Below are 19,052 nucleotides of genomic sequence, written 5' to 3' on the forward strand. Positions count from 1 at the left end.
CATGCGGTCACCGTCAGGACTCGCGCCGCACAGTTCCGAGAGGACCATGCTCAATGTCGTATGCCCATCCCTGGCGACGTATCCGCCTCGTCGCCGCCGCCGTTGCCGGCACCCTCGCAGCCACGACCCTCGCGGTGTTCCCGGCCCACGCGGCTGCCACCGGCACGATCAGCATCACCTCGCCGGCCAGCGGCAAGCTTGCCGCGCTGACGGCGAAGCAGGTCGCGACGATCACGGTGACCGGCGCGAATGCCACCCAGCTCACCGAGGACACCGTTGCCAGCGTCGGTCTCGGGCCTACGCCGTGCAACGCGCTCACCAACTATGTGGTGTCCAGCCCGACGGTCATCTCCGTCAAGACCCCGGTCGACTGCCCCGCGGGCACCGGCGACGTGGTCATCAACTTCGTCAACGGCGACTCGCTGACCAAGTTGAACGGCGTCACCTTCGTTGCGCCTCCGTCCATCGCGCTGCTCGCCGACAAGAAGCCCGTCATCAACGACAACAGCGTGGCGCTCGCCCAGGCCGACCAGGCGCGGCGATTCTCCACCGCCGGTGGTCAGATCGTGCGGGTCAAGGCCGCCGACGACTTCACCTTCCTGCCGACCACAGGGGCGGCACTGTCCGTGTCGATGGGCGGCAAGGCCGGCACCGAGGTCAAGGTCTACGCCACCGAGGACTCGACGACCCCGCTGGCAGCGACGGGGACCGCGTCCCCGGCCAACGCGATGACCTTCAAGACCGGGGCAGGCATGACCGCGGGCGACAACACGATCACCATCACGCAGAACGGTGTGAGCAAGACCTTCCTGAGCGCCACCCACCTGGCGACGGTCGTCGCGGCGCCGACGGTGACGAGTCTCAGCGTCAAGGAGGGCAAGGCGAACGCCACCGGCATCACCACGATCATCACCGGGACCGGCTTCGGCAAGTCACTGGCGGATCTGCAGGACCCACTCAAGTGGACGGTCAAGTTCTGCGGCCTGGCGGCCACGGTTGCCGCCGACACCGCGATCACCGGCCTGGCCGTGAAGGTCACGGTGCCCGCGCTCGCCAAGGACGCCGACGGCGTGGGTGCCCTCGCGGTGTCGGGCGTCTGCCCGGTCACGGTCACCGACGTCGTGGCCTCCCAGTCGAGCGCACAGACGCCGGGCGCCTACTACACGGTGCTCAGCGAATAGCCGGCGGACCATCGCACGGCCCGGCCCCCGTCAGGGAGCCGGGCCGTTCGGCTTTCCCGGTTCCCTCAGGGAGTGCACCGACCGGCCGATGGGTAGGTGTGCTGTCGAACGACGATTCGTCCCTGCCGTTGCGTCCCGATCTGGCCGCGGCCGTCGCCGCCGCCCGGAGCGCGGAGTTCACGGCCCGCCGCGCGCTGCCGCCGCCCCCGCAGGGCGCGCGCAGATCCGCCCGCGGTGACACACCCGAGCGGCTGCGACTCTGCTATCTCGTGCCGCGTACCGACGTCGGCGGTGGCGCGCGGGTGCTGTTCGAGCACGCGAACCGGCTCCACGACCGGGGCCACGAGGTGACGGTGCTCAGCCACTTCACCCCGCCGGCGTGGTTCGGCCTGCGGGCACGGTTCCAGCAGGTGCCGTTCGGGGTCGAGCTCGCCGAGACGGTGCCGGCGTGCGACGTGATCGTCGCCGGCTACTGGGACCAGGTCCTGGCCGCCCGTACCCTCGGCGTCGCCCCGGTCGTGCACTTCGAGCAGGGCGACTTCCACCTGTTCGAGGACATCGACCAGGAGACGCGGGAGGTCGTGGCCCGCAACGTCGAGGCCGCCGACGCGACGATCATCGTGAGCGGCACCGTCGCCGCGGTGCTCCGCGACCGCTACGGCGTCGCGGCGACGGTCATCGCCAACGCCGTCGACCCGACCGTGTTCCACCCCGCGGTCGGCGGCGACCGGCAGCAGCGGCCGTACCTGCTGTTCGTGGGCTGGGACGGCACCATCTTCAAGGGCATGGCCGAGATGCGCCAGGTGTGGCAGGCGGTGGCCGGACACGGCGACGGCGTCGAGCTGGTCTGGGTCACGCCGCGGCCGCCGCGGGACCCTCTCGGCCGGGTCGTCGTCTCCCCGGACCAGGCGACGCTCGGCGCGCTGTACCGCGGCGCCGCGGCCTACGTCTGCTGCTCGCACTACGAGACGTTCCCCCTGCCGCCGCTGGAGGCGATGGCGTCGGGCACGCCGGTGGTGACGACCAGGAACACCGGCGTCCTCGAGTACGCCCGCGACGGCGAGAACGCGCTGCTTGCCGACATCCACGACGTCGACGGGCTGGCCGCGCGGGTGCGCCGGGTGCTGGACGAGCCGGACCTGGCGGCGCGGCTGCGCGACGGCGGCCTGAAGACCGCGGCCGGCTACTCGTGGGACACGATCATCACCCGGGTCGAGGAGACGTACCGCGGCGTGTGCGCGGCCTGGTCCCCCACGACCGGCGACGACTGGCGTTTCGACCTGGGCGGGCTGCGCTTCGTCGACGCCGGCGCCGAGCAGCGGCTCCGGCAGCGCGCCGCGGCCTCGGCCTCCGACGCGATCGCGGTCCCCGTCACGTTCCCGGCGTTCGAGGGGCACCGGGCGGTCCGATGGCGGATCGTCGGGCGGCGCGCCGGCAGCGATCCCGACGGCGGCGTCGTCGGTCGCGCCTACCTGCCCGTGCACGCCGACGACCTGCCGGACGACCTGCCGTACGCCGCCGCGCTGCGCGAGTTCGCCGCCGGCCGCTTCGACCGGGCCCTCGCCGGGTTCCTCGACGCCTACCGGCGCGGAAAGTCCGGCGACCGCCCCTCGGCCAGCCGGTGGATCGTGCTCACCCTGCTGGAGCTGGGCAACGACGAGCAGGCGGCGTCGGTCGTGGCCGGCGGCGTGGAGGCGTTCCCGGGCCACAGCGACTTCCACTACCTGCACGCGATGACCAGCATGCTGACCGGGCGGCCCATCGACGGCGCCGCGTACGTCGCCGTCATCGACGCGCTCGGCCCGGCCACCCACTACGACGAGTGGTTCGACGAGCCGGGCACGCTCATCCGCGAGCGTCTGCTGGCACCGGCGCGCTGACGCGTTCCGCGTACGGTGGCCGGCCATCACGCGCCGTCCACCGCACGCCCCCGTTCGGTCGACGTTGACCACCCCGAATATGCGTGCCGCCGCTTGCGCCAGGCTTGACACGCCAACGCAGATGGGATGCGGGCGAGGGGATACGGTGGGCCGCTGTGAGGTTCCGGCTTCTCGGTCCGTTCGCGATCGACACGTCAGAGGGCCCCGTCGTGCTCCGGCGGCGGCGGGAGCGCTGCCTGCTGGCCGTCCTGCTGCTGCACAACCACGTGCCGGTGCCGGTGGAACGGCTGGCGTACCTGCTCTGGGACGGCGAGCCCGTGCCGACCGCACGGCAGCAGCTGCACAGCCACGTCTCCCGGGTCCGCGCCGCGCTTGGCACCGAGGCCGCGCTGTTGAGCAGCACCGGCACGTCGTACCAGATCGACGTCGACGACGAGGCAATCGACGCGCGGCGCTTCAGCGGCATGGTCGCCGCGGCCCGGGCCCTGGCAGATCCGGCCGAGCGGGCCGAGCGGCTGCGGGCGGCGCTGGACCTGTGGCGCGGCGACGCGCTCGACGACACGGTGTCGGCCTGGCTGCGCCCGCGCCTGGTGGGCGACCTCGACGAGCTGCGGCTGGTGGTGACCGAGGAGTGGCTGGCGTGCGAGGTCGCCGCCGGGCGGCACGTCGAGGCGCTGCCGGAGCTGACCCGGCTCGCCGCCGCGCACCCGACCCGGGAAGGGCTGCTGGGCCTGTCGATGCGGGCGCTGGACGGCGCCGGGCGCAGCCTCGAGGCCCTCGCCGTGTACCGGCGCCACCAGCAGCGGCTGGCGCAGGAGTTCGGCCTCGACCCGGGGCCGGAGCTGCAACGCCTGCACCTGGCGGTGCTGCGGGGCCAACCCGCGCCGGCTCCTGCCGCACCGGCGGCGCACCCTGTGCCCGCGCAGCTGCCGCCGGCCGTGCGCGGGTTCACCGGGCGCGGCGACGCGCTCGCGCGATTGGACGCCCTCGCCGCCGGCGTCACGCCGACCTCAACGGTGATCTGCACCGTCGCGGGGACCGCGGGCGTCGGCAAGACCACCCTCGTCGTGCACTGGGCGCACCAGATCGCCGGCCGGTTCCCCGACGGGCAGCTGTACGTGAACCTGCGCGGCTTCGACCGCACCGCGCCGCCGACCGATCCGGCCGAGGCGATCCGCGGGTTCCTCGACGCGCTGGACGTCGCACCACAGCGCGTCCCGGTCGGTCTCGAGGCGCAGGTCGCGCTGTACCGCAGCCACCTCGCCGGCCGGCGGATGCTGCTGGTGCTCGACAACGCCCGAGACTCCGAGCAGGTCCGCCCGCTGCTGCCCGGCGCCGGCGGGTGCGTGGTGCTGGTCACCAGCCGCAACGAGCTGTCCGGGCTGCACACGTCGGAGGGTGCCGAGCCGCTCCTGCTCGACCTGCTGCCGCACGCCGACGCCCGGTGGCTGCTGGCCGCCCGGCTCGGCGCCGGCCGGGTCGCCGACGAGTCCGCCGCCGTCGACGAGATCGTCGACGCGTGCGCCGGCCTGCCGCTTGCCCTGGCGATCGTCGCCGCCCGTGCGGCGGGCCGCCCGTCGCTCGCGCTCGCCGACGTCGCCGCGTCCCTGCGGCAGGTCGCCGGGCGGCAGCTCGACGCGTTCACCGGCGCCGAACGCGACGTCGACGCGCGGGCCGTGCTCTCCTGGTCCTACGCCGCGCTCAGCCCGGCGGCGGCGCGCATGTTCCGCCTGCTGGGCCTGCACCCGGGGCCGGACGTGACCGCCGCGGCCGCCGCCGGTCTCGCCGGTGTCCGCGACGCCTCGCTGCTGGAGCTGGTGCGGGCCAACCTGCTCACGGAGCACGCGCCCGGCCGGTACACCTTCCACGACCTCCTGCGCGCCTACGCCACGGAGCAGGCCGAGGCCGTCGACAGCCCGGAGGAACGGCGCGCCGCCCAGCGCAGGACGCTGGATCACTACCTGCACACCGCCTACGCGGGAGCCCGGCTGCTCAGCCCGCACCGCGAGACGCTGGACCTGGACCCGACCGACGTCCGGCCCGAACCGCTGAAGGACGCCCGGCAGAGCCTCGCGTGGTTCACCGCGGAGCGGCCCGTCCTGCTCGCCGCGATCGACCAGGCCGCCCGGTCCGGGTTCGACGGGCACGCCTGGCAGCTGTCGTGGGCGCTGGCCACGTTCCTGGACCGGCAGGGCCTGTGGCGCGACTGGCTGCGCGCCGCGCAGGCCGGGCTCGCCGCCGCCGAACGCCTGACGGACCGCCCGACCGGCCGCCAGGGCGCGGCGCACAGCCACCGGCTGGTCGCGCACGTGTACCTGAAGCTCGACCGCTCCGACGACGCGCAGCGGCACGCGATCCGCGCCCTGGACCTGTACCGGGAGCTCGGCGATCACGGGCGGCAGGCGCAGGGCCACCTGAACCTGGCCGAGATCGCCGTCCACCGTGGACAGTACGAGGACGGCTTCCGCCAGGCGTCCCAAGCCCGGGACCTGTTCCGGGCCGCGGCCAGCCCCACCGGCGAGGCCAACGCGCTCAACGCGATGGGCTGGCTGCACGCCCAGCTCGGCGACCACCGCATGGCCCTGGCCACCTGCCGGCAGGCGCTCACCCTGCACCAGGAGCTGGACAACCGGCAGGGCGAAGCCGAGACCTGGGACAGCATCGGCTTCGCCCACCACCAACTCCACGAGCACGAGCCGGCGATCGCCTGCTACCAGCGGGCGCTGGCGCTCTTCGAGGACACCGGCGACCGCTGCTTCGAGGCCGACACCCTGCACCATCTCGGCGACAGCCACCTGGCGCTCGGCGACGTCAAGGCCGCCCATGACGTCTGGCGCCGGTCCCTGGACATCTTCGAGTCAGTCGAGCATCCCGACGCGGTCGAGGTCCGCGCCAAGCTGGCCGGCATCGCAGGTGGTGTCGCGGGCGGGTAGCACCCCGTCGACGAGGTAGCGCTCCACGGTGCCGTCGACGCAGGCGTTGCCCGCCACCAGGTACTGCCCGTGCGCGAACCGGCCGGGCAGCGTCACCATCCGCGAGCCGCGCAGGGCCCGGTGCATCGCCAGCTGTCCCGCGTACGGCGTGGCCGGGTCGCCGTCGGCCCCACGATCAGCGCCGGCACCGTGTTGCGGATCGTCGTCGACCCGGTGCGCCTGGATGTCGCGGAAGTACGTCTCCGGGTTCCTGGCGGCGGCGCGGTCGGCGCACAGCACGGGGATCCCGGCCCGGTCGGAGGAGTACCCGGCGCCGGTGAACAGCGCGGTGAGGAATTCCTCCATCGCCGGTGTGGGCGCCGCGCCGTGGTCGAGCACCCGCACCTCCTGCGCCAGCTCGGCGTAGCTGTCGGCCGAGTCGTCGTTGAGCATCAGGATGCCGCGGCGCCGGGCAGGGTCGCTCGCAGCTCACGGCGCGATGGTGCACGGACCGGCCGGACCGGTGGGGCGCACTGGACTTCGGCAGTAGACCTGGCTCCACCAGTTGCGTACCAGTGGCGCACCAGCCGCGGCGGCCATCGTCGGGCCGGTACCCCACACACTGGACGAAGGGCGAGATCATGACCGTGTTGGTAGCCGGGGCCACCGGCAGCATCGGCAAAGAGGTGACGGCGGCCCTGCTGGCGCGCGGCGCCGCGGTGCGGGCCCTGGTCCGAAGTCACGGGCGCGCCGCGCTGCTGCCGGCCGGCGCCGAGCCCGTCGTCGGCGACCTGCGGAACGCCGCATCGGTCGCGGCGGCGCTGCACGGCGTCACCGCGGCGTTGTACGTCTCCCCGCACGACGCCGACGAGGAGCTGATGGCGGAGCACTTCGTCGCCGCATGCGAGCGGCTCGGGGTCCGGCTGGTCTTCGCCGGGGTCGCCATGACCGGGCAGAACCCGGTGGTGCGCTGGTGCATCCAGGCGATGGTCAGCACGTTCCTGCCGCACTACAAGGGGAAGCTGCGCATCGCGCGGCGGGTGGCGACGGCCGGCCGGACCCGTCCGGTCGTGTTCTCGGTGGCGAACTACTACCAGAACGACGAGCTGGTCCGGGACGAGATCCTCGGCGGGCAGTACCCGCTGCCGGCGCACCGGGCCGGCATCAACCGGATCGACCTGCGCGACGTCGGTGAGGTGGTGGCCCGGGCCATGACCGACCCCGGATTCCCCTCCGGCGCGCACGGCCTGGTCGGCCCGGCATCGATCAGCGGCGCCGGGTCCGCGCGGATCTGGGCCGACGTGCTGGGCCGGCCCGTGCGGTACACCGGCGACCGCCTGGACTGGCAGGACCTGCTGGCCGACCGGTTGCACGGCGCGAAACTCGCCGACTACCGGCGCAGCTACGGATTCCTCGCCAAGCACGGCCTGCCGACGCCGGCCCGCGAGCTCGCGGCGACCGCGGCGCTGCTCGGCCGCCCGCCGCGCGCCTACGAGACGTACGTGCGCGACATGGCCGAACGGTGGTGCGCGCCGCGTCGGTCATGACGTGCCGGCGCCGGCCCGGGGCGCGGTACCCTCGCGGGCGTGTTGCTGGTGCGGGTGCTCGGTCCGACCGCGGTCACCGGCGCCGGCGGCGGCGACCTCGACCTCGGCGCCCGCCGCCACGCCGAGGTCCTGGCGATCCTCGCGGCGCACCACGGCCGGCAGGTGCGCATGGAGACCCTCGCGGATCTCGTCTGGCGGGGCGACCCGCCCCCGTCGGCCGCCACCACGCTGCAGGGATACATCGCCCGCCTGCGCCGGACGCTCGAGCCGGGGCGCCCCGGAACGGCGTCGTCCTGCATCGTCACCGTCGGCGACGGGTACCGGCTCGATCTGGACACCGACGCGGCGCGCTTCGACGCGGACGTCCGGCGGGCCCGCGACCTGGTCGCGACCTCCCCCGCGCAGGCCGCCGAGCTGCTGGCCGCGGCGCTGTCCACGTGGCGCGGCGCCGCGTTCGCCGACGTGCAGGACATCGAGGCCGTCGTCCCGGAGATCCAGCGCCTCGACGAGCTGCGGGTCGTGGCGCGGGAGGCGTACGCCCAGGCGCTGCTGGCCGCCGGCGAGGATGCCGAAGTGGTGCCCGACCTGCGCCGGCTCGTGGCGGAGCACCCGCTGCGTGAGCGCGGCCCGGCGCTGCTGGCGACCGCGCTCTACCGCAGCGGGCGGCAGGCGGACGCGCTGACGGTGCTCCGTGACCTGCGCCGGCGGCTCGTCGACGAGCTCGGCGTCGACCCGGGCCCGGAGATCGGCACACTGGAGAAGCGGTTGCTGAACCAGGATCCCGCCCTGCTCACCCGCCCTTCCGCGGCGCACCGGTCGCCGGGCGGCTTCGCCGGGCGCGTTCGGGAGCTCGCCGCCCTGCGTCAAGCATGGAGCCGGGCGCGCGCCGGGGCAGTGTCCACAGTGGTGCTCCGCGGCGAGGCGGGCATCGGCAAGACCCGGCTGGTCGAGGAGCTGCTCGACACCGTGGTGGCCCCGTCCGGCGGCGCGGCGCGCTGGGGCCGCTGCAGCGCCGTGCCGGGCGCGCCGGCCTACTGGCCGTGGGCGCAGGCGCTCGGTGACGTGCCGGCCCTCGACGCGGGCATGGAGGCCGGCCGGTTCGCCTTCGGCCTCGACCTCGGCCGGCGCCTGGGCGCTCTCGGCAGCGCCGCGGTGGTCCTCGACGACGCGCACTGGGCCGATCCGGACTCCCTCGTGGTGCTGGAGATCGCGCTCGACACGTTGCTCGACGCGCCCCTGCTGTTGATCCTGACCGCCCGCGACGACCCGCCGCGGGCGCCCGACGAGCTGCGCCGGGTGCTCGCCTCGCTGGCCCGCCGGCGCGGACACCTCGACCTGCGCCTCGCTGGGCTGACCCCCGCCGAGGCGACGGGCCTGCTGGCCTCGCTGGCCTCGTCGGCCCCGCTGGCCTCGTCGGCCCCGCTGGCCTCGCCGGAGCGGTTGGTCGCGCGGACGGGCGGCAACCCGTACTTCCTGCGCTCGCTGGCCGCGCTCGGCGGCACCGCCGACCTGCCCGGGGACGTGCGGGACACGGTCCGCCAGCGGGTCGGCGTCCTGCCGGACGGCGGCGCCGACCTGCTCGCGGCGCTCAGCCTGGCCGGCCGGGACCTCCCCGTCGCCGTCGCCGCGGCGGCCGCCGGGCGGTCACTGGACGCGATCGAGCAGGCCCTCGCCGCGGCGCTGCGCGGCGGGCTGGTCACCGAGTCCTCGCCCGGTCTGCTGCGGGTGGGTCACGACATCGTGCGCGAGGCCGTGGCCGCCGACGTCGGGCCGGCCACCCGCATCGCCGTGCACACCCGCCTGGCCGATGCCTTCGCCGGTATCGGCGCCGCTGGGCCGTCCGGGGCCGCCTTGGCCGGCGCCATCGCGGAGCACCGGCTCGCGGCGGCGGCCGGGTCCGCCGACGACCGTGCCTCCCGTGCCGCGCTCGACGCCGCCCGCGACGCGCTGGCCGGCGCGGCCCTCGACGACGCCGTGACGTGGGCGCGCCACGGCCTGGCCGCGGCGACCGACGACGGGGTGCGCGCCGACCTGCACCGGGTCGCCGGCACCGCCGCCCGGCGCGCCGGCAGGCTCGAGCTCAGCGAGGAGCACCTGCGGCAGGAGGCTGACATCGCGCGGCGGGCCGGCGACTGGGCGCGGTTCGCTTCGGCGGCCCTGGAGTCGGCCCCCGGCGGCATCGGCGGCTACTGGGCGCTGTTCGGTATGCCGCTGCTCGGGCACAACACCCTCCTCGAAGAGTCCCTCAACCACCTCGACGACGTCCCGGCCCCGCTGCGCGCCCGGCTCCTGGCCGCCGAGGTGACCCAACGGACCGGCACCGGCCGGCCCGGCGCACCCGAGCTGGCGTCGCGCGCCCTCGCCGAGGCCGGTACCGATCGCGACGCCCGCGCCCGCGCCCTCGTCGCGGCGCTGCTGGCAACGTGGACACCCGACACCGCGCCGCAGCGGCTCACCTGGGTCGAGGAGCTGCTCGGCCTCTGCGCGCACGACCGCGGGCTGGAGGCGACCGCCGCCCACCTCCACCGCTGCGTGCTGCTCGAACTCGGCAGGCCGGCCGAGTCGACCCGGGCGTCCCACCGGTTCACCGCCGTCGCGCAGCGCACCCAGGACCCGGACCTCGCGCTGCTGGACACCTGGTGGCAGGCCGGCCTGCACCTGCTGCGCGGCGAGTCCGAGCAGGCCCGGGCACTGGCGGAGGCGGCGGCCGGCGCGGCGACCCTGGTCTCACCGGCGGCGGCCACGCTCGACCACATGTCACGCTCCACTGTGGACGGCATCGCGGCGTGGCACGCCGGCCGGCTGACCGACCTCGTCGGCGACGCGGCCGACCTCGCGGCCGGCACCGATCCCGCGTTCCTGCTCGTGGTCGCCCTCGGCCACGCCGAGGCGGGGCACCGCGACGTGGCCCTGCCGGTCATCGACCAGCTGCTGGCCGACCCGCCGGAGGGTCAGCGCCGGGCGCCGTGGGCGGTCATGCTCACGTCGGCGCTGGTGGCGCTGGGTGACGCCCCGCGCCTCGCCGCGCTGCTGCCGACGCTGCGGTCGTTCGGGGCGCAGATCGTGGTGCTGTGGCCGGGGGTGGTCGTCCTCGGGCCGGCCCAGTTGTATCTCGGCGGCGCGCTCGCCGTGACCGGGGAGTTCGAGCAGGCGCGGGAGGTGCTCACGGCCGCGCTGGACCAGGCCCTGGCGCTCGGGGCACAACCCTTTGCGGACCGGGCCCGCCGACTGCTCGACACACTGCCCGGCTGACTCCGCACTGCACTGGCTGGCTCCGCACCGCCTGGCTGGCTCCGCACTGCACTGGCTGGCTCCGCACGGCCCGGCTGACTCCGCGCGGCCTGGCGCCAGTCGTACACCACCGCAATACCAATGCCGGTGGCGACGCTGGCGCCATGACAGCCACCACCACCATCACCGTGCCCACTCCCGCCGCGGCGCGCACCGCCCGTCGCGAGGCCGTGCGTTTCGTCGTCATCCAGGCCCTGCTCGGGCTCGCCGGCACCGCCGTCGCCGCGACCGAGGGCGTCGACGTCCGGCACATCGAGGACGCCTCCGCGCTCGGCCAGACCGTCACGTACGGCCTGGCCGTCACACCCCTGATCGCCGCCTGCCTCAGCACCTTCCGCGGGCCGCGCGGCTGGGGCTTCCGCCGGGTCGGCTGGCGCCCGCTCCTGCTGGCCTGGGCGGTCGGCCTCGTGCCGGTCCTCGCCGCCTACGCCGCCGTCTGGGCGACCGGCGCCGGCCGCTTCGACGGCGACCCCATCTCCGCCGTGCCGGCCGCGACCGCGCTGGTGCTGCCCTACGTGCTCCTCGCGCTCGCCGAGGACATCGGCTGGCGCGGGCTGCTCGTCACCCGCCTCGCGAAGATCGCCCGGCCACGGACGGTGTACCTGGTCAGCGGCGGATTCTGGAGCCTCTCGCACGTGGGGCTGCTCCTCGTCCTCGGCGGCACCCCCGAAGGCGTGTCGCCGCTGTTCGCCGTGGCGATGTTCACGATCGCGACGACGGCGCTGGGCTCGATCCTCGCGGCGATGCAGCTGCGCTGGGGGCTGTGGCCGGGCGTCCTCGCGCACGCCACGGTCAACGCGGTCCTGTACCACTTCGCCGACCCCGCGACCTCGCCGACGGGCGCCGCGACCAACTGGATCGCCACCGAGACCGGCCTGGCGTACGCGCTGGCGATGACGCTCGCCGCGCTCGCCTACTTCCGCTGGTTCAGGACTGCGGCCGGACACCAGCCGCACACCAGCGGTGCCGCCGACGCTGTGGTCTCACCTTCATAGTCTCGCCTTCATAGAGGAGTTTCGTTCATGGACACCTACACCCTGCGCCGCCTGAGCGGCCTGGCCGCCGTCGCCGCCGGCCCGCTGTGCATCATCGGCGGCCTGCTGCACCCCATCGAGGACGGACAGGGGCACAACGTCGACGCCCTCGTCGGTCCACACGCCTTCGGTTCGTCCGCCCTGCTCCTCGGTACGGTCCTGCTGCTGCTCGGCCTGCCCGGCGCGTACGGCTGGATCGCCCCCCGCCTGGGCGCCCTCGGCCTCGTCGGCTTCGTGCTCTACTTCGTCGGCAACGTGCTCAGCGCCATCCCCCACCTCGTGATCATGGGCTTCGCCGCCTCCGACATGGCCCACCACCACCCGGACATGATCTCGGAGAAGGACGTCATCATCGGCGCACCCGCGTTCGAGGCCGAGCAGATCGCCTCGGGCCTCGGCCTCGTCGCCGGCCTGCTCGTCTTCGGCATCGCCCTGCTGCGCGGCCGTGCCGTGCCCCGCTGGATCGGCTGGACCGGCGTGGCCGGCGCCGTGCTGCAACTGGTGCCGCTGCCCGCGACCCCGATGCTGACCGGCCTGCAGATCGAACTGCTCCGCGGCGCCATGCTCATCGGCCTCGGCCTGCTCGCCATCCGCTCCGTCCCGTCGCAGACCGCCCTCGCACCTGCCGCTGTGTGACACTCCGGCGAGGCCCCGGCGCGGCCGGGGCCTCGTAACCTCATCGCCATGGTCGACAGCGAGCACGATCGCCGCAGCCTGCAACGCCGGCTGGAGGTGCTCCGGCTCCCCGTCGTGCCACTGACACTCCACGGCGAGCTGCGGCCACGGCACCCCCAGGACTGGAAGTACCAACCGGAAGCCGTCGGCGTCGGCCCGGACGGCACCGCGTTCGCGGTCTGGCCGCACCGCGACGACGCCCACCGCAAACGGGTCACCTCACACGCCGGCACCAGCATCACCGCCACCATCGACATCACGACGGACCTGACGACGAGCTTCGTCCAGCCGTTGCCGGACGGCCACGTCCTCCTGGTCGCCGCCCGGACCCGACCCGGAGCCCCACCCAACGCGCAGGTGTGGACCGGCGACGGCCGCCTCGCCCGTACCGGCCATCTCGGCGACGCCATCGAAGAGGTCCTGACAACGCCGTCGGGGAGCGTCTGGGTCGGCTACTTCGACGAGGCGCTGGGCGGCAGCGGCCCGCAGGGCCATGGCCTGGCCCGCTTCACCCAGGACCTCACCCCGGACTGGCTCTACCCCTTCGACGCCGGGCTCCCCGTCATCTGCGACTGCTACACGCTCAACGTCGTCTCCGAGCGCGCGTACTGCTGCGCCTACACCGACTTCCATCTCGTCTCCGTCGAGGGCAACCAGGCCACCGACTGGGGCGCCGCGCCCTACCGGTCGGCGCACTCACTCCTCGTCCAGGACGAAGCCGGAGCCCTCATCAGCGGCCCCGGCCCCGAGTACGACCTGGTGACCCCGTTCCGCCGATCCGGCGACGACCTGGAGGCAGCCGGCCAGCAGCGGCGACTGGTCCTGCCCGACGGCCTTGAGGCCCGGCGCCTGCGCTCCACCTGCCGAGGACCTGACCTGCACGTGTTCCGCAATCGCCTGTGGTACCGAACAACCCTCGACGACCTCTTCGCTTCACCCTGAGCCCACCGCGCGAATGGTGTTCAATGCCATTCATGAGAGCCAACCGCTCCATCCCCGCCGCGACGGTGATCCCCGTCCTGACCTACCCCGACGTGCGGGAGGCGGTCTCCTGGTTGTCCGCGGCATTCGGTTTCACCGAGCAGGTCCGAATCGGCGAAAACCACCGCGCCCAGCTGCGTTTCGGCACCGGTGCCGTCATCGTCGCCGACCAGGGCGGCGACCGCCACGCACCCCGCCCAGGCGAGGTCACCCACGCCGTGATGGTGCGCGTGGAAGACGCCCACGCCCACTGCAACCAGGCCCGAGCCCACGGTGCCCGCATCCTCATGGAGCCCACCGACTTCGAGTACGGCGAACGCCAGTACAAGGCCGAGGATCCCGCCGGCCACCAGTGGACATTCTCGGAGACCCTTGCCGACATCGCCCCCGAGACCTGGGGCGGAGAGTCCATCACCCCTGCCTGACGCTCGCCCGCAAGCTCACGTAGCAACGACAAGTGATGGACACCGATGGTGGGTTTCGGGGGCTCGGACCCCCAGTCTCCTCCGTTAGCGGCACCTATGACCCTCACTGGCCGCTTGGGAACTGGACAGACAGCCTTGGCGCTCCCAGGGACTGCCGTAATGGCACGTGTGTCAGGTCCACGCCTCGCGCCGCCTCTCCTGAACGGGAGGACGGCCGTACCATCTGTGAGGTACGGACAGGAGGAAGTCTTCATGGCCGGAAGAATCGCGCCGCCTGGCTCAACGTACGCGGAGCAGCGACACTACGTAGTCCCTACGAGCCTCACCGACCTCCGTGGACCCGTGACTGGCATCGTCACCCTCGACCAGCAACTTGACTGGTCCGGCAACGGCCGATACGACCTTGACGACCCCGGTGACCTTCAGGTGATGTACCAGACGGTCTTGAATCAGGCCGGCACCGTCGGCGAGCTGGCTCGGTGGCTCAATGAGCAGGTGCTCCGCCAGATATGGCATGAGCTCTGGCTACCAGGGCGGTTGCGTGCACTGTGGCAGGCTCGTTTCCCCGAGCTGAGCGCGCCTCCAACGACGATGGCCGGCTGAGTGGGACCCGTTCACCTCCGACTGGCCGAACTCGGGCTGCAGGTAGCCGCACAGTACGGATTTGCGTTGGCCGGCGGATATGCCGTCCAAGCCCACGGCATCCTGCACAGACCCAGCGAAGACGTCGACCTGTTCACCGCCTGGGAACCCTCGCCGACTTCACCGCCGCAGTCCATGCGGTCGTGGACGCGTATACCCACCACGGCTACACCGTCGAGATCACCCAGCAATTCGAGACGTTCGCGCGGCTCGCAGTCACCGACCCCGCCGAGCCTGAACATCCCTACAAGGTCGAACTCGCCGCCAACTGGCGCGCGCAGTCGCCTGTCCAGATGGGCATCGGCCCGGTCCTGCACCCCGACGATGTTGTCGCCGGCAAAATGTCCGCGCTGTTCACCAGAGCTGAACCGCGCGACTTCCTCGACGTCGACGCCGCGATCACGTCGAGCCGCTTACCCGCCAACGCCTGTGTGAGCTTGCTGAGGAGGCCGATGCCGGCTTCGACCGGCGAATCCTTGCCGACCTCTTCGCTATGTTGGAGCGCTACCCCGATAGACGTTTCGCGTTCTACGGCGCCGATGCTGACCACCTCAGCGCCATGCGGACCCGCTTCGCCGATTGGCGCCGGCAGCTGCTCGATGACCATCCCGAGCGTTCGCAGCCCGCGTCTCAGGACAACTGACAGCGGCCGCAATGGCACGCGGTCCGTTCGAGCGGGCTGAGATACGAACGGCCCTGGCTGGACATCTGTCCTGACCAGAGCCGGAAGGCGTGGAGCGGGTGAAGGGAATCGAACCCTCACTGTCAGCTTGGGAACTGGACAGGACCCGCCGAGGCATCTAGGCGTGGCGAGTGTCGGTGACGTCCCGAGCGGCCTGGAGTGCCCTGATCGAGCCTGCAGTAATGGCACGTTCATGGCACGTGGGTGCGGTCACGCCGCGTCTGGCCGGGCGTTGAAACCGACCGACAGCTCGACCTCCAACGCGCGCGCCAGCCGTTCCAGGACGGGAAGCGTCGGCACGGTGCCACCTGCCTCGAACCGCGCAACCGCGGACTGCGTCATCGCGGCCGCGTCGGCAAGCTCGCTCTGGCTCCAACCACGGCGTTCACGAAGCTCCCGAACCGACCGGCCCAACTCGAAGGCAAGCCTCGTCGACTCGTACGCCTCGTCAGCTCCCGGCTCGGCCATGCGCCGGCTGCGAAGTTCGCTCCAATCGCCACGACTGGTCATCGCTCCACGCCTTCCTCGACGGTGTGCATCTCGTTGATGCATTGCGCCAACGCCCGCCGTGCACGGGCGACCTCGCGGGTCTCTCGGTCGCGGGTCTTCCGGAACACCGTGAGGAGAATGATGCGCTCTCCAGTAGCAATCCAGTACGTGATCCGCACCGCGTCACGCTCCAGGTGGAACCGCAGCTCGCGAAGCTTGCCGTCAAGCTGCTTCGTGTACGGCTCACCCAGCAATGGACCCTCATCGCCCAGCAGGTCGATGTAGAACGCCACCCGCGCGAACTGCACAGTCGTCAGCTCTTCGAGCCACTGTTGAACTTCAGGCTCCAACTCGACGGGTACCCCACGACATAGCATCGATGCTAAAGCGGTCATGTGGCCACCGCCGCCCCGCCGTCGCACTGCGGCACGCACATGAGAAGCCAAGTACGACCGACCACCACGGAGGGCGACCATCGATCGCGGGGTCTGGGGCTCGGGCCCCAGGGGGAATGGCGAAGGACCCCCGGTTCGCGCTTTCCGCGAACAGAGGGTCCCCAGGTCCGAGCGGGTGAAGGGAATCGAACCCTCACTGTCAGCTTGGGAAGCTGATGTTCTGCCATTGAACTACACCCGCGAGCGACGCCTACTGTACCGAATCTGCGGGCGTCGTGCACGGACCATTCCGGCGGGCTCGCGGGACTCGGGCTAAGCGGTCGCGCCAGAGGGTCTTCGTCGACGTGAGTGGGGAGTCGCGTTGGACGATCAGGGCCACCTCGACGGTGAGGGCGTAGAGCTTCCAGTCGACGCGTTGGGCGGCTCGCATCTGGAGGGCGAGTTCGGCCACGAGCAGGGGATCCATGACGGGGGTGGCGCGGCCTGAGACGTAGGCCTCGTCGGAGGTGTCCTCGGCGGGGAAGCTGTGCAGCGCGTAGCGGCCGTCGCGGTCGAGGTCGTGGCGTTTCGGGGAGGGCAGGATGAAGCAGTAGAGGCCCGTTTCGGTGATGACGGGCATCACGGGGTGGACGCGGGGTCCTCCGTCGGGGCGGATGGTGGCCAGGTAGCCCATGCCGGGGCCGTACTGGCAGATCAGGGTGCGGATGGCCGTCGCCAGGAGGGGCTCGGCCGCGGAGAATTCTGCCCACGTCGCCATGCCTCCAAGTTACTCGTACACGTGTTCGAGAAGTGTGTGATTCCTCGAATGGAGGACAATAGCCTGGTGGGTGACCCGGACGAGCTGATCGACCTGCTGCGGACGTTCAACCTTGAGGCGGACCGGTTCGTCGAGGTGTTCACGCGGGCGCACGGGCTGCACCGGACGGATCTCAACGCGGTGGCGTACATCTGGCGGGCGGCCGAGGAGCATCAGCCTCTCACGCCGGGCGGATTGGCCCGGAAGTTGCGGCTGAGCCCGGCGGCGACGACCGCGCTGCTCGACCGGCTCACGCGGGCCGGGCACGTCGAGCGGCGGCACGACACGGCCGATCGGCGTCGCGTACACCTCGTGATGCAGCCATCGGCAAGGGCCTTGGCGCAGGCGTTCTTCACGCCGCTGGGGCGGCACATGCGGGCGGCGTTCGGCGAGTTCGACGAGGGGGAGCTTGCCGCCGCCGCGCGGGTCCTGATCAAGGTCAACGAGGCGACCGCGGCCGCCGCCGATGAGGCGAACCAAACGGCGTAATAGGGTCAGGGACGTGTTGCTCTCCGACCGTGACCTGACAAAAGAGCTCGCCGACGGCCAGTTGCGGCTGGAGCCGTTCGAAAAGGACCTGGTTCAGCCGTCCAGCATCGACGTGCGGCTCGACCGGTGGTTCAGGGTCTTCAACAACCACCTGTACACCCACATCGATCCGGCCACGCAGCAGGACGATCTCACCGCGATGGTGGAGGTCGACGACGGGCAACCGTTCGTGCTGCACCCGGGCGAGTTCGTGCTCGCCTCGACGCTCGAGGTGATCAGCCTCGGCGATCAGCTGGCCGGCCGGCTGGAGGGCAAGTCCAGCCTGGGGCGGCTCGGGCTCCTCACCCATTCGACCGCGGGGTTCATCGATCCGGGGTTCTCCGGGCACGTGACGCTGGAGCTGTCCAACGTGGCCAACCTGCCGATCATGCTCTGGCCGGGGATGAAGATCGGGCAGCTGTGCATCTTCCGGCTGTCGTCGCCGTCGGAGCATCCGTATGGTTCCGCCGTGTACGGCTCCCGGTATCAGGGCCAGCGCGGGCCGACGGCGAGCCGCTCGTGGCAGAACTGGCGCACCTGGCCGACGACGACATGAAGAAGGGCGGCCCGCGCCAGCGGGCCGCCCTCCCGGAAAAGCGCTAAGCGACCCGGCCGTAGCCCGCGATCGGCCCACTGTCGATCTTCTTCATCCGGACCACGTCGCCGGAGGTCGGTGCGTGGACCATCCAGCCGCCACCGACGTAGATGCCGACGTGATGCAGATCGCTGTAGAAGAAGACCAGGTCGCCGGCCTTCAGCTCGGCACGGGTGATGCGTTTGGTGTCCTGGTACTGCCACTTGGTGTAGTGCCGCAGCGTGTGGCCGGCCTGCTTCCAGGCGTAGAGCGTCAGGCCGGAGCAGTCGAAGGTGTTGGGGCCCTCAGCCGCCCACACGTACTTCTTGCTGATCTGCTGGCAGGCGACCTGCGCGGCCTTCGCGGCGTCGCCGCCGGAGTATTCGACCGGGCAGGCGACGGGGCGCAGCTCGCCGGTCGCGCCGCTGGTCCCGTACACCTTGGTGCGCAGCTCATTGAGGGACTTGATCTCGGCGTTGATGGTGGTCTCTTTCGCCGCCATCTCGGCCTCGGCGGCCTTCTGGCTGGCGATCAGCTCGTCGAGCGGCTTCTTCTGGTCGTCGAGGACCTTCTTGCTGTCCAGGACGTCCTTGATGCCCTCGGCTTCGTCCTTGGCGAGCATGTTGAGCATGACCAGCTGCTCGGCGAACGTGTCCGGCGAGCCGGTGGTCATCAGGGCGTTGAAGCTGGAGACGCGGCCGGTCTTGTACTGCAGGACCGAGAACGCGCTCACCCGCAGCAGCGCGGTGTCGACCTGGGCCTGCAGCGGGTCGATCTGGTTCTTGAGCGTCGCCTGCTTCGCCAGGTTGGCCTTGAGCTCGCCCTTGAGCTGGTTGTGCTGCTCGATGATGGGCTCGACTTCATTCCATTTCTTGTCGATCTGCGCTTCGAGCTCGGCCGGGGTCGGCTCCGCGTGTGCGGCACCGGTGATCCCGACGGCGAGCGACAGACCGCCGAGCGTGGCGACGAGGAGTCGCGCCAGACGCTGAGGCCGCCTCGTATGGGTCTCCACCGAGGAGA

The 19,052-nt window shown here is 72.3% G+C and carries 17 protein-coding genes, 1 tRNA gene and 1 pseudogene; 13 read left to right on the forward strand and 6 right to left on the reverse strand.

Features of this window, described 5'->3' with window-relative positions:
* The first annotated feature begins 53 nt into the window (after positions 1-53).
* The 3 genes from OHA72_RS07715 to OHA72_RS07725 all read left to right on the forward strand — a co-directional run bounded on the left by OHA72_RS07715 (position 54) and on the right by OHA72_RS07725 (position 5,994).
* Positions 54-1,181, forward strand: coding sequence for a hypothetical protein (locus tag OHA72_RS07715; RefSeq protein WP_327007154.1), 1,128 nt, complete (start codon positions 54-56; stop codon positions 1,179-1,181).
* Between the two features lie 128 nt (positions 1,182-1,309).
* Entirely contained in the window at positions 1,310-3,061 is a 1,752-nt protein-coding gene (locus OHA72_RS07720) for a glycosyltransferase family 4 protein (protein WP_327007155.1), read from the forward strand.
* 155 nt (positions 3,062-3,216) lie between these two features.
* Positions 3,217-5,994 carry an AfsR/SARP family transcriptional regulator gene (locus OHA72_RS07725; RefSeq protein WP_327007156.1) on the forward strand — a complete coding sequence of 926 codons (2,778 nt, stop codon included), beginning with the start codon at positions 3,217-3,219 and terminating at the stop codon, positions 5,992-5,994.
* On the opposite strand, the gene OHA72_RS07730 is transcribed toward OHA72_RS07725, so the two are convergent.
* Complete coding sequence (locus OHA72_RS07730; RefSeq protein WP_327007157.1) at positions 5,920-6,426, reverse strand: alpha/beta hydrolase; 507 nt, start codon at positions 6,424-6,426, stop codon at positions 5,920-5,922. The two genes, OHA72_RS07725 and OHA72_RS07730, sit on opposite strands and share 75 nt — an antisense overlap.
* Positions 6,427-6,614: 188 nt before the next feature.
* Between OHA72_RS07730 and OHA72_RS07735 the strand changes: the two genes are divergently transcribed.
* From OHA72_RS07735 to OHA72_RS07770, 8 genes and pseudogenes are all read left to right on the forward strand, one after another.
* Positions 6,615-7,520: an SDR family oxidoreductase gene (locus OHA72_RS07735; protein WP_327007158.1), complete on the forward strand. Its 906-nt coding sequence runs from the start codon at positions 6,615-6,617 to the stop codon at positions 7,518-7,520.
* Positions 7,521-7,559: 39 nt separating this feature from the next.
* On the forward strand, positions 7,560-10,772 hold the full coding sequence (locus OHA72_RS07740; RefSeq protein WP_327007159.1) for an ATP-binding protein: 3,213 nt from the start codon (positions 7,560-7,562) through the stop codon (positions 10,770-10,772).
* A 143-nt stretch (positions 10,773-10,915) separates the two neighbouring features.
* Positions 10,916-11,806, forward strand: a complete 891-nt coding sequence (locus OHA72_RS07745) for a CPBP family intramembrane glutamic endopeptidase (protein WP_327007160.1) — start codon at positions 10,916-10,918, stop codon at positions 11,804-11,806.
* A 27-nt stretch (positions 11,807-11,833) separates the two neighbouring features.
* The gene (locus OHA72_RS07750; protein WP_327007161.1) at positions 11,834-12,481 is read left to right on the forward strand and encodes a hypothetical protein; all 648 of its coding nucleotides are present in this window, start codon (positions 11,834-11,836) and stop codon (positions 12,479-12,481) included.
* Between the two features lie 48 nt (positions 12,482-12,529).
* A complete protein-coding gene (locus OHA72_RS07755) occupies positions 12,530-13,462 on the forward strand; it encodes a hypothetical protein (RefSeq protein WP_327007162.1) in 933 nt (310 codons plus the stop codon).
* A gap of 32 nt (positions 13,463-13,494) precedes the next feature.
* A complete protein-coding gene (locus tag OHA72_RS07760) occupies positions 13,495-13,926 on the forward strand; it encodes a VOC family protein (protein WP_327007163.1) in 432 nt (143 codons plus the stop codon).
* Positions 13,927-14,268: 342 nt separating this feature from the next.
* The gene (locus OHA72_RS07765; RefSeq protein ID WP_327007164.1) at positions 14,269-14,529 is read left to right on the forward strand and encodes a hypothetical protein; all 261 of its coding nucleotides are present in this window, start codon (positions 14,269-14,271) and stop codon (positions 14,527-14,529) included.
* Positions 14,530-15,211: pseudogene (locus OHA72_RS07770) on the forward strand (nucleotidyl transferase AbiEii/AbiGii toxin family protein).
* Between the two features lie 249 nt (positions 15,212-15,460).
* Here the strand turns inward: OHA72_RS07770 and OHA72_RS07775 are convergent.
* The 4 genes from OHA72_RS07775 to OHA72_RS07790 form a co-directional block, all read right to left on the reverse strand.
* Complete coding sequence (locus OHA72_RS07775) at positions 15,461-15,760, reverse strand: helix-turn-helix domain-containing protein (RefSeq protein WP_327007165.1); 300 nt, start codon at positions 15,758-15,760, stop codon at positions 15,461-15,463.
* Complete coding sequence (locus tag OHA72_RS07780; RefSeq protein ID WP_327007166.1) at positions 15,757-16,134, reverse strand: type II toxin-antitoxin system RelE/ParE family toxin; 378 nt, start codon at positions 16,132-16,134, stop codon at positions 15,757-15,759. Before OHA72_RS07780 ends, OHA72_RS07775 begins: the two co-directional genes overlap by 4 nt.
* 170 nt (positions 16,135-16,304) lie before the next feature.
* Positions 16,305-16,375, reverse strand: a tRNA-Gly gene (locus OHA72_RS07785).
* A 9-nt stretch (positions 16,376-16,384) separates the two neighbouring features.
* Positions 16,385-16,891 carry a pyridoxamine 5'-phosphate oxidase family protein gene (locus OHA72_RS07790; protein WP_327007167.1) on the reverse strand — a complete coding sequence of 169 codons (507 nt, stop codon included), beginning with the start codon at positions 16,889-16,891 and terminating at the stop codon, positions 16,385-16,387.
* A 21-nt stretch (positions 16,892-16,912) separates the two neighbouring features.
* Between OHA72_RS07790 and OHA72_RS07795 the strand changes: the two genes are divergently transcribed.
* Together OHA72_RS07795 and dcd are read left to right on the forward strand one after the other, a co-directional pair.
* On the forward strand, positions 16,913-17,419 hold the full coding sequence (locus OHA72_RS07795) for a MarR family winged helix-turn-helix transcriptional regulator (RefSeq protein ID WP_327007168.1): 507 nt from the start codon (positions 16,913-16,915) through the stop codon (positions 17,417-17,419).
* A 13-nt stretch (positions 17,420-17,432) separates the two neighbouring features.
* On the forward strand, positions 17,433-18,014 hold the full coding sequence (dcd, locus tag OHA72_RS07800; RefSeq protein ID WP_327007169.1) for a dCTP deaminase: 582 nt from the start codon (positions 17,433-17,435) through the stop codon (positions 18,012-18,014).
* A gap of 43 nt (positions 18,015-18,057) precedes the next feature.
* Here dcd and OHA72_RS07805 read toward each other — a convergent pair whose 3' ends face one another.
* Positions 18,058-19,044 carry a C40 family peptidase gene (locus OHA72_RS07805; RefSeq protein WP_327007170.1) on the reverse strand — a complete coding sequence of 329 codons (987 nt, stop codon included), beginning with the start codon at positions 19,042-19,044 and terminating at the stop codon, positions 18,058-18,060.
* Positions 19,045-19,052: the final 8 nt, after the last annotated feature.

Origin of the sequence: Dactylosporangium sp. NBC_01737, from assembly GCF_035963215.1 — a bacterium.
In the GTDB taxonomy this organism is placed as follows: Bacteria; Actinomycetota; Actinomycetes; order Mycobacteriales; family Micromonosporaceae; genus Dactylosporangium.

Bases quoted from the DNA above. Each gene is read 5' to 3' on its own strand.
- OHA72_RS07745 (WP_327007160.1), top strand. From the start codon at position 10,916: ATGACAGCCACCACCACCATCACCGTGCCCACTCCCGCCGCGGCGCGC.
- OHA72_RS07730 (WP_327007157.1), bottom strand. From the start codon at position 6,426: ATGCTCAACGACGACTCGGCCGACAGCTACGCCGAGCTGGCGCAGGAG.
- OHA72_RS07790 (WP_327007167.1), bottom strand. From the start codon at position 16,891: ATGGCGACGTGGGCAGAATTCTCCGCGGCCGAGCCCCTCCTGGCGACG.
- OHA72_RS07715 (WP_327007154.1), top strand. From the start codon at position 54: ATGTCGTATGCCCATCCCTGGCGACGTATCCGCCTCGTCGCCGCCGCC.
- OHA72_RS07750 (WP_327007161.1), top strand. From the start codon at position 11,834: ATGGACACCTACACCCTGCGCCGCCTGAGCGGCCTGGCCGCCGTCGCC.
- OHA72_RS07775 (WP_327007165.1), bottom strand. From the start codon at position 15,760: ATGACCAGTCGTGGCGATTGGAGCGAACTTCGCAGCCGGCGCATGGCC.
- OHA72_RS07780 (WP_327007166.1), bottom strand. From the start codon at position 16,134: ATGACCGCTTTAGCATCGATGCTATGTCGTGGGGTACCCGTCGAGTTG.
- OHA72_RS07760 (WP_327007163.1), top strand. From the start codon at position 13,495: ATGAGAGCCAACCGCTCCATCCCCGCCGCGACGGTGATCCCCGTCCTG.
- OHA72_RS07755 (WP_327007162.1), top strand. From the start codon at position 12,530: ATGGTCGACAGCGAGCACGATCGCCGCAGCCTGCAACGCCGGCTGGAG.
- OHA72_RS07735 (WP_327007158.1), top strand. From the start codon at position 6,615: ATGACCGTGTTGGTAGCCGGGGCCACCGGCAGCATCGGCAAAGAGGTG.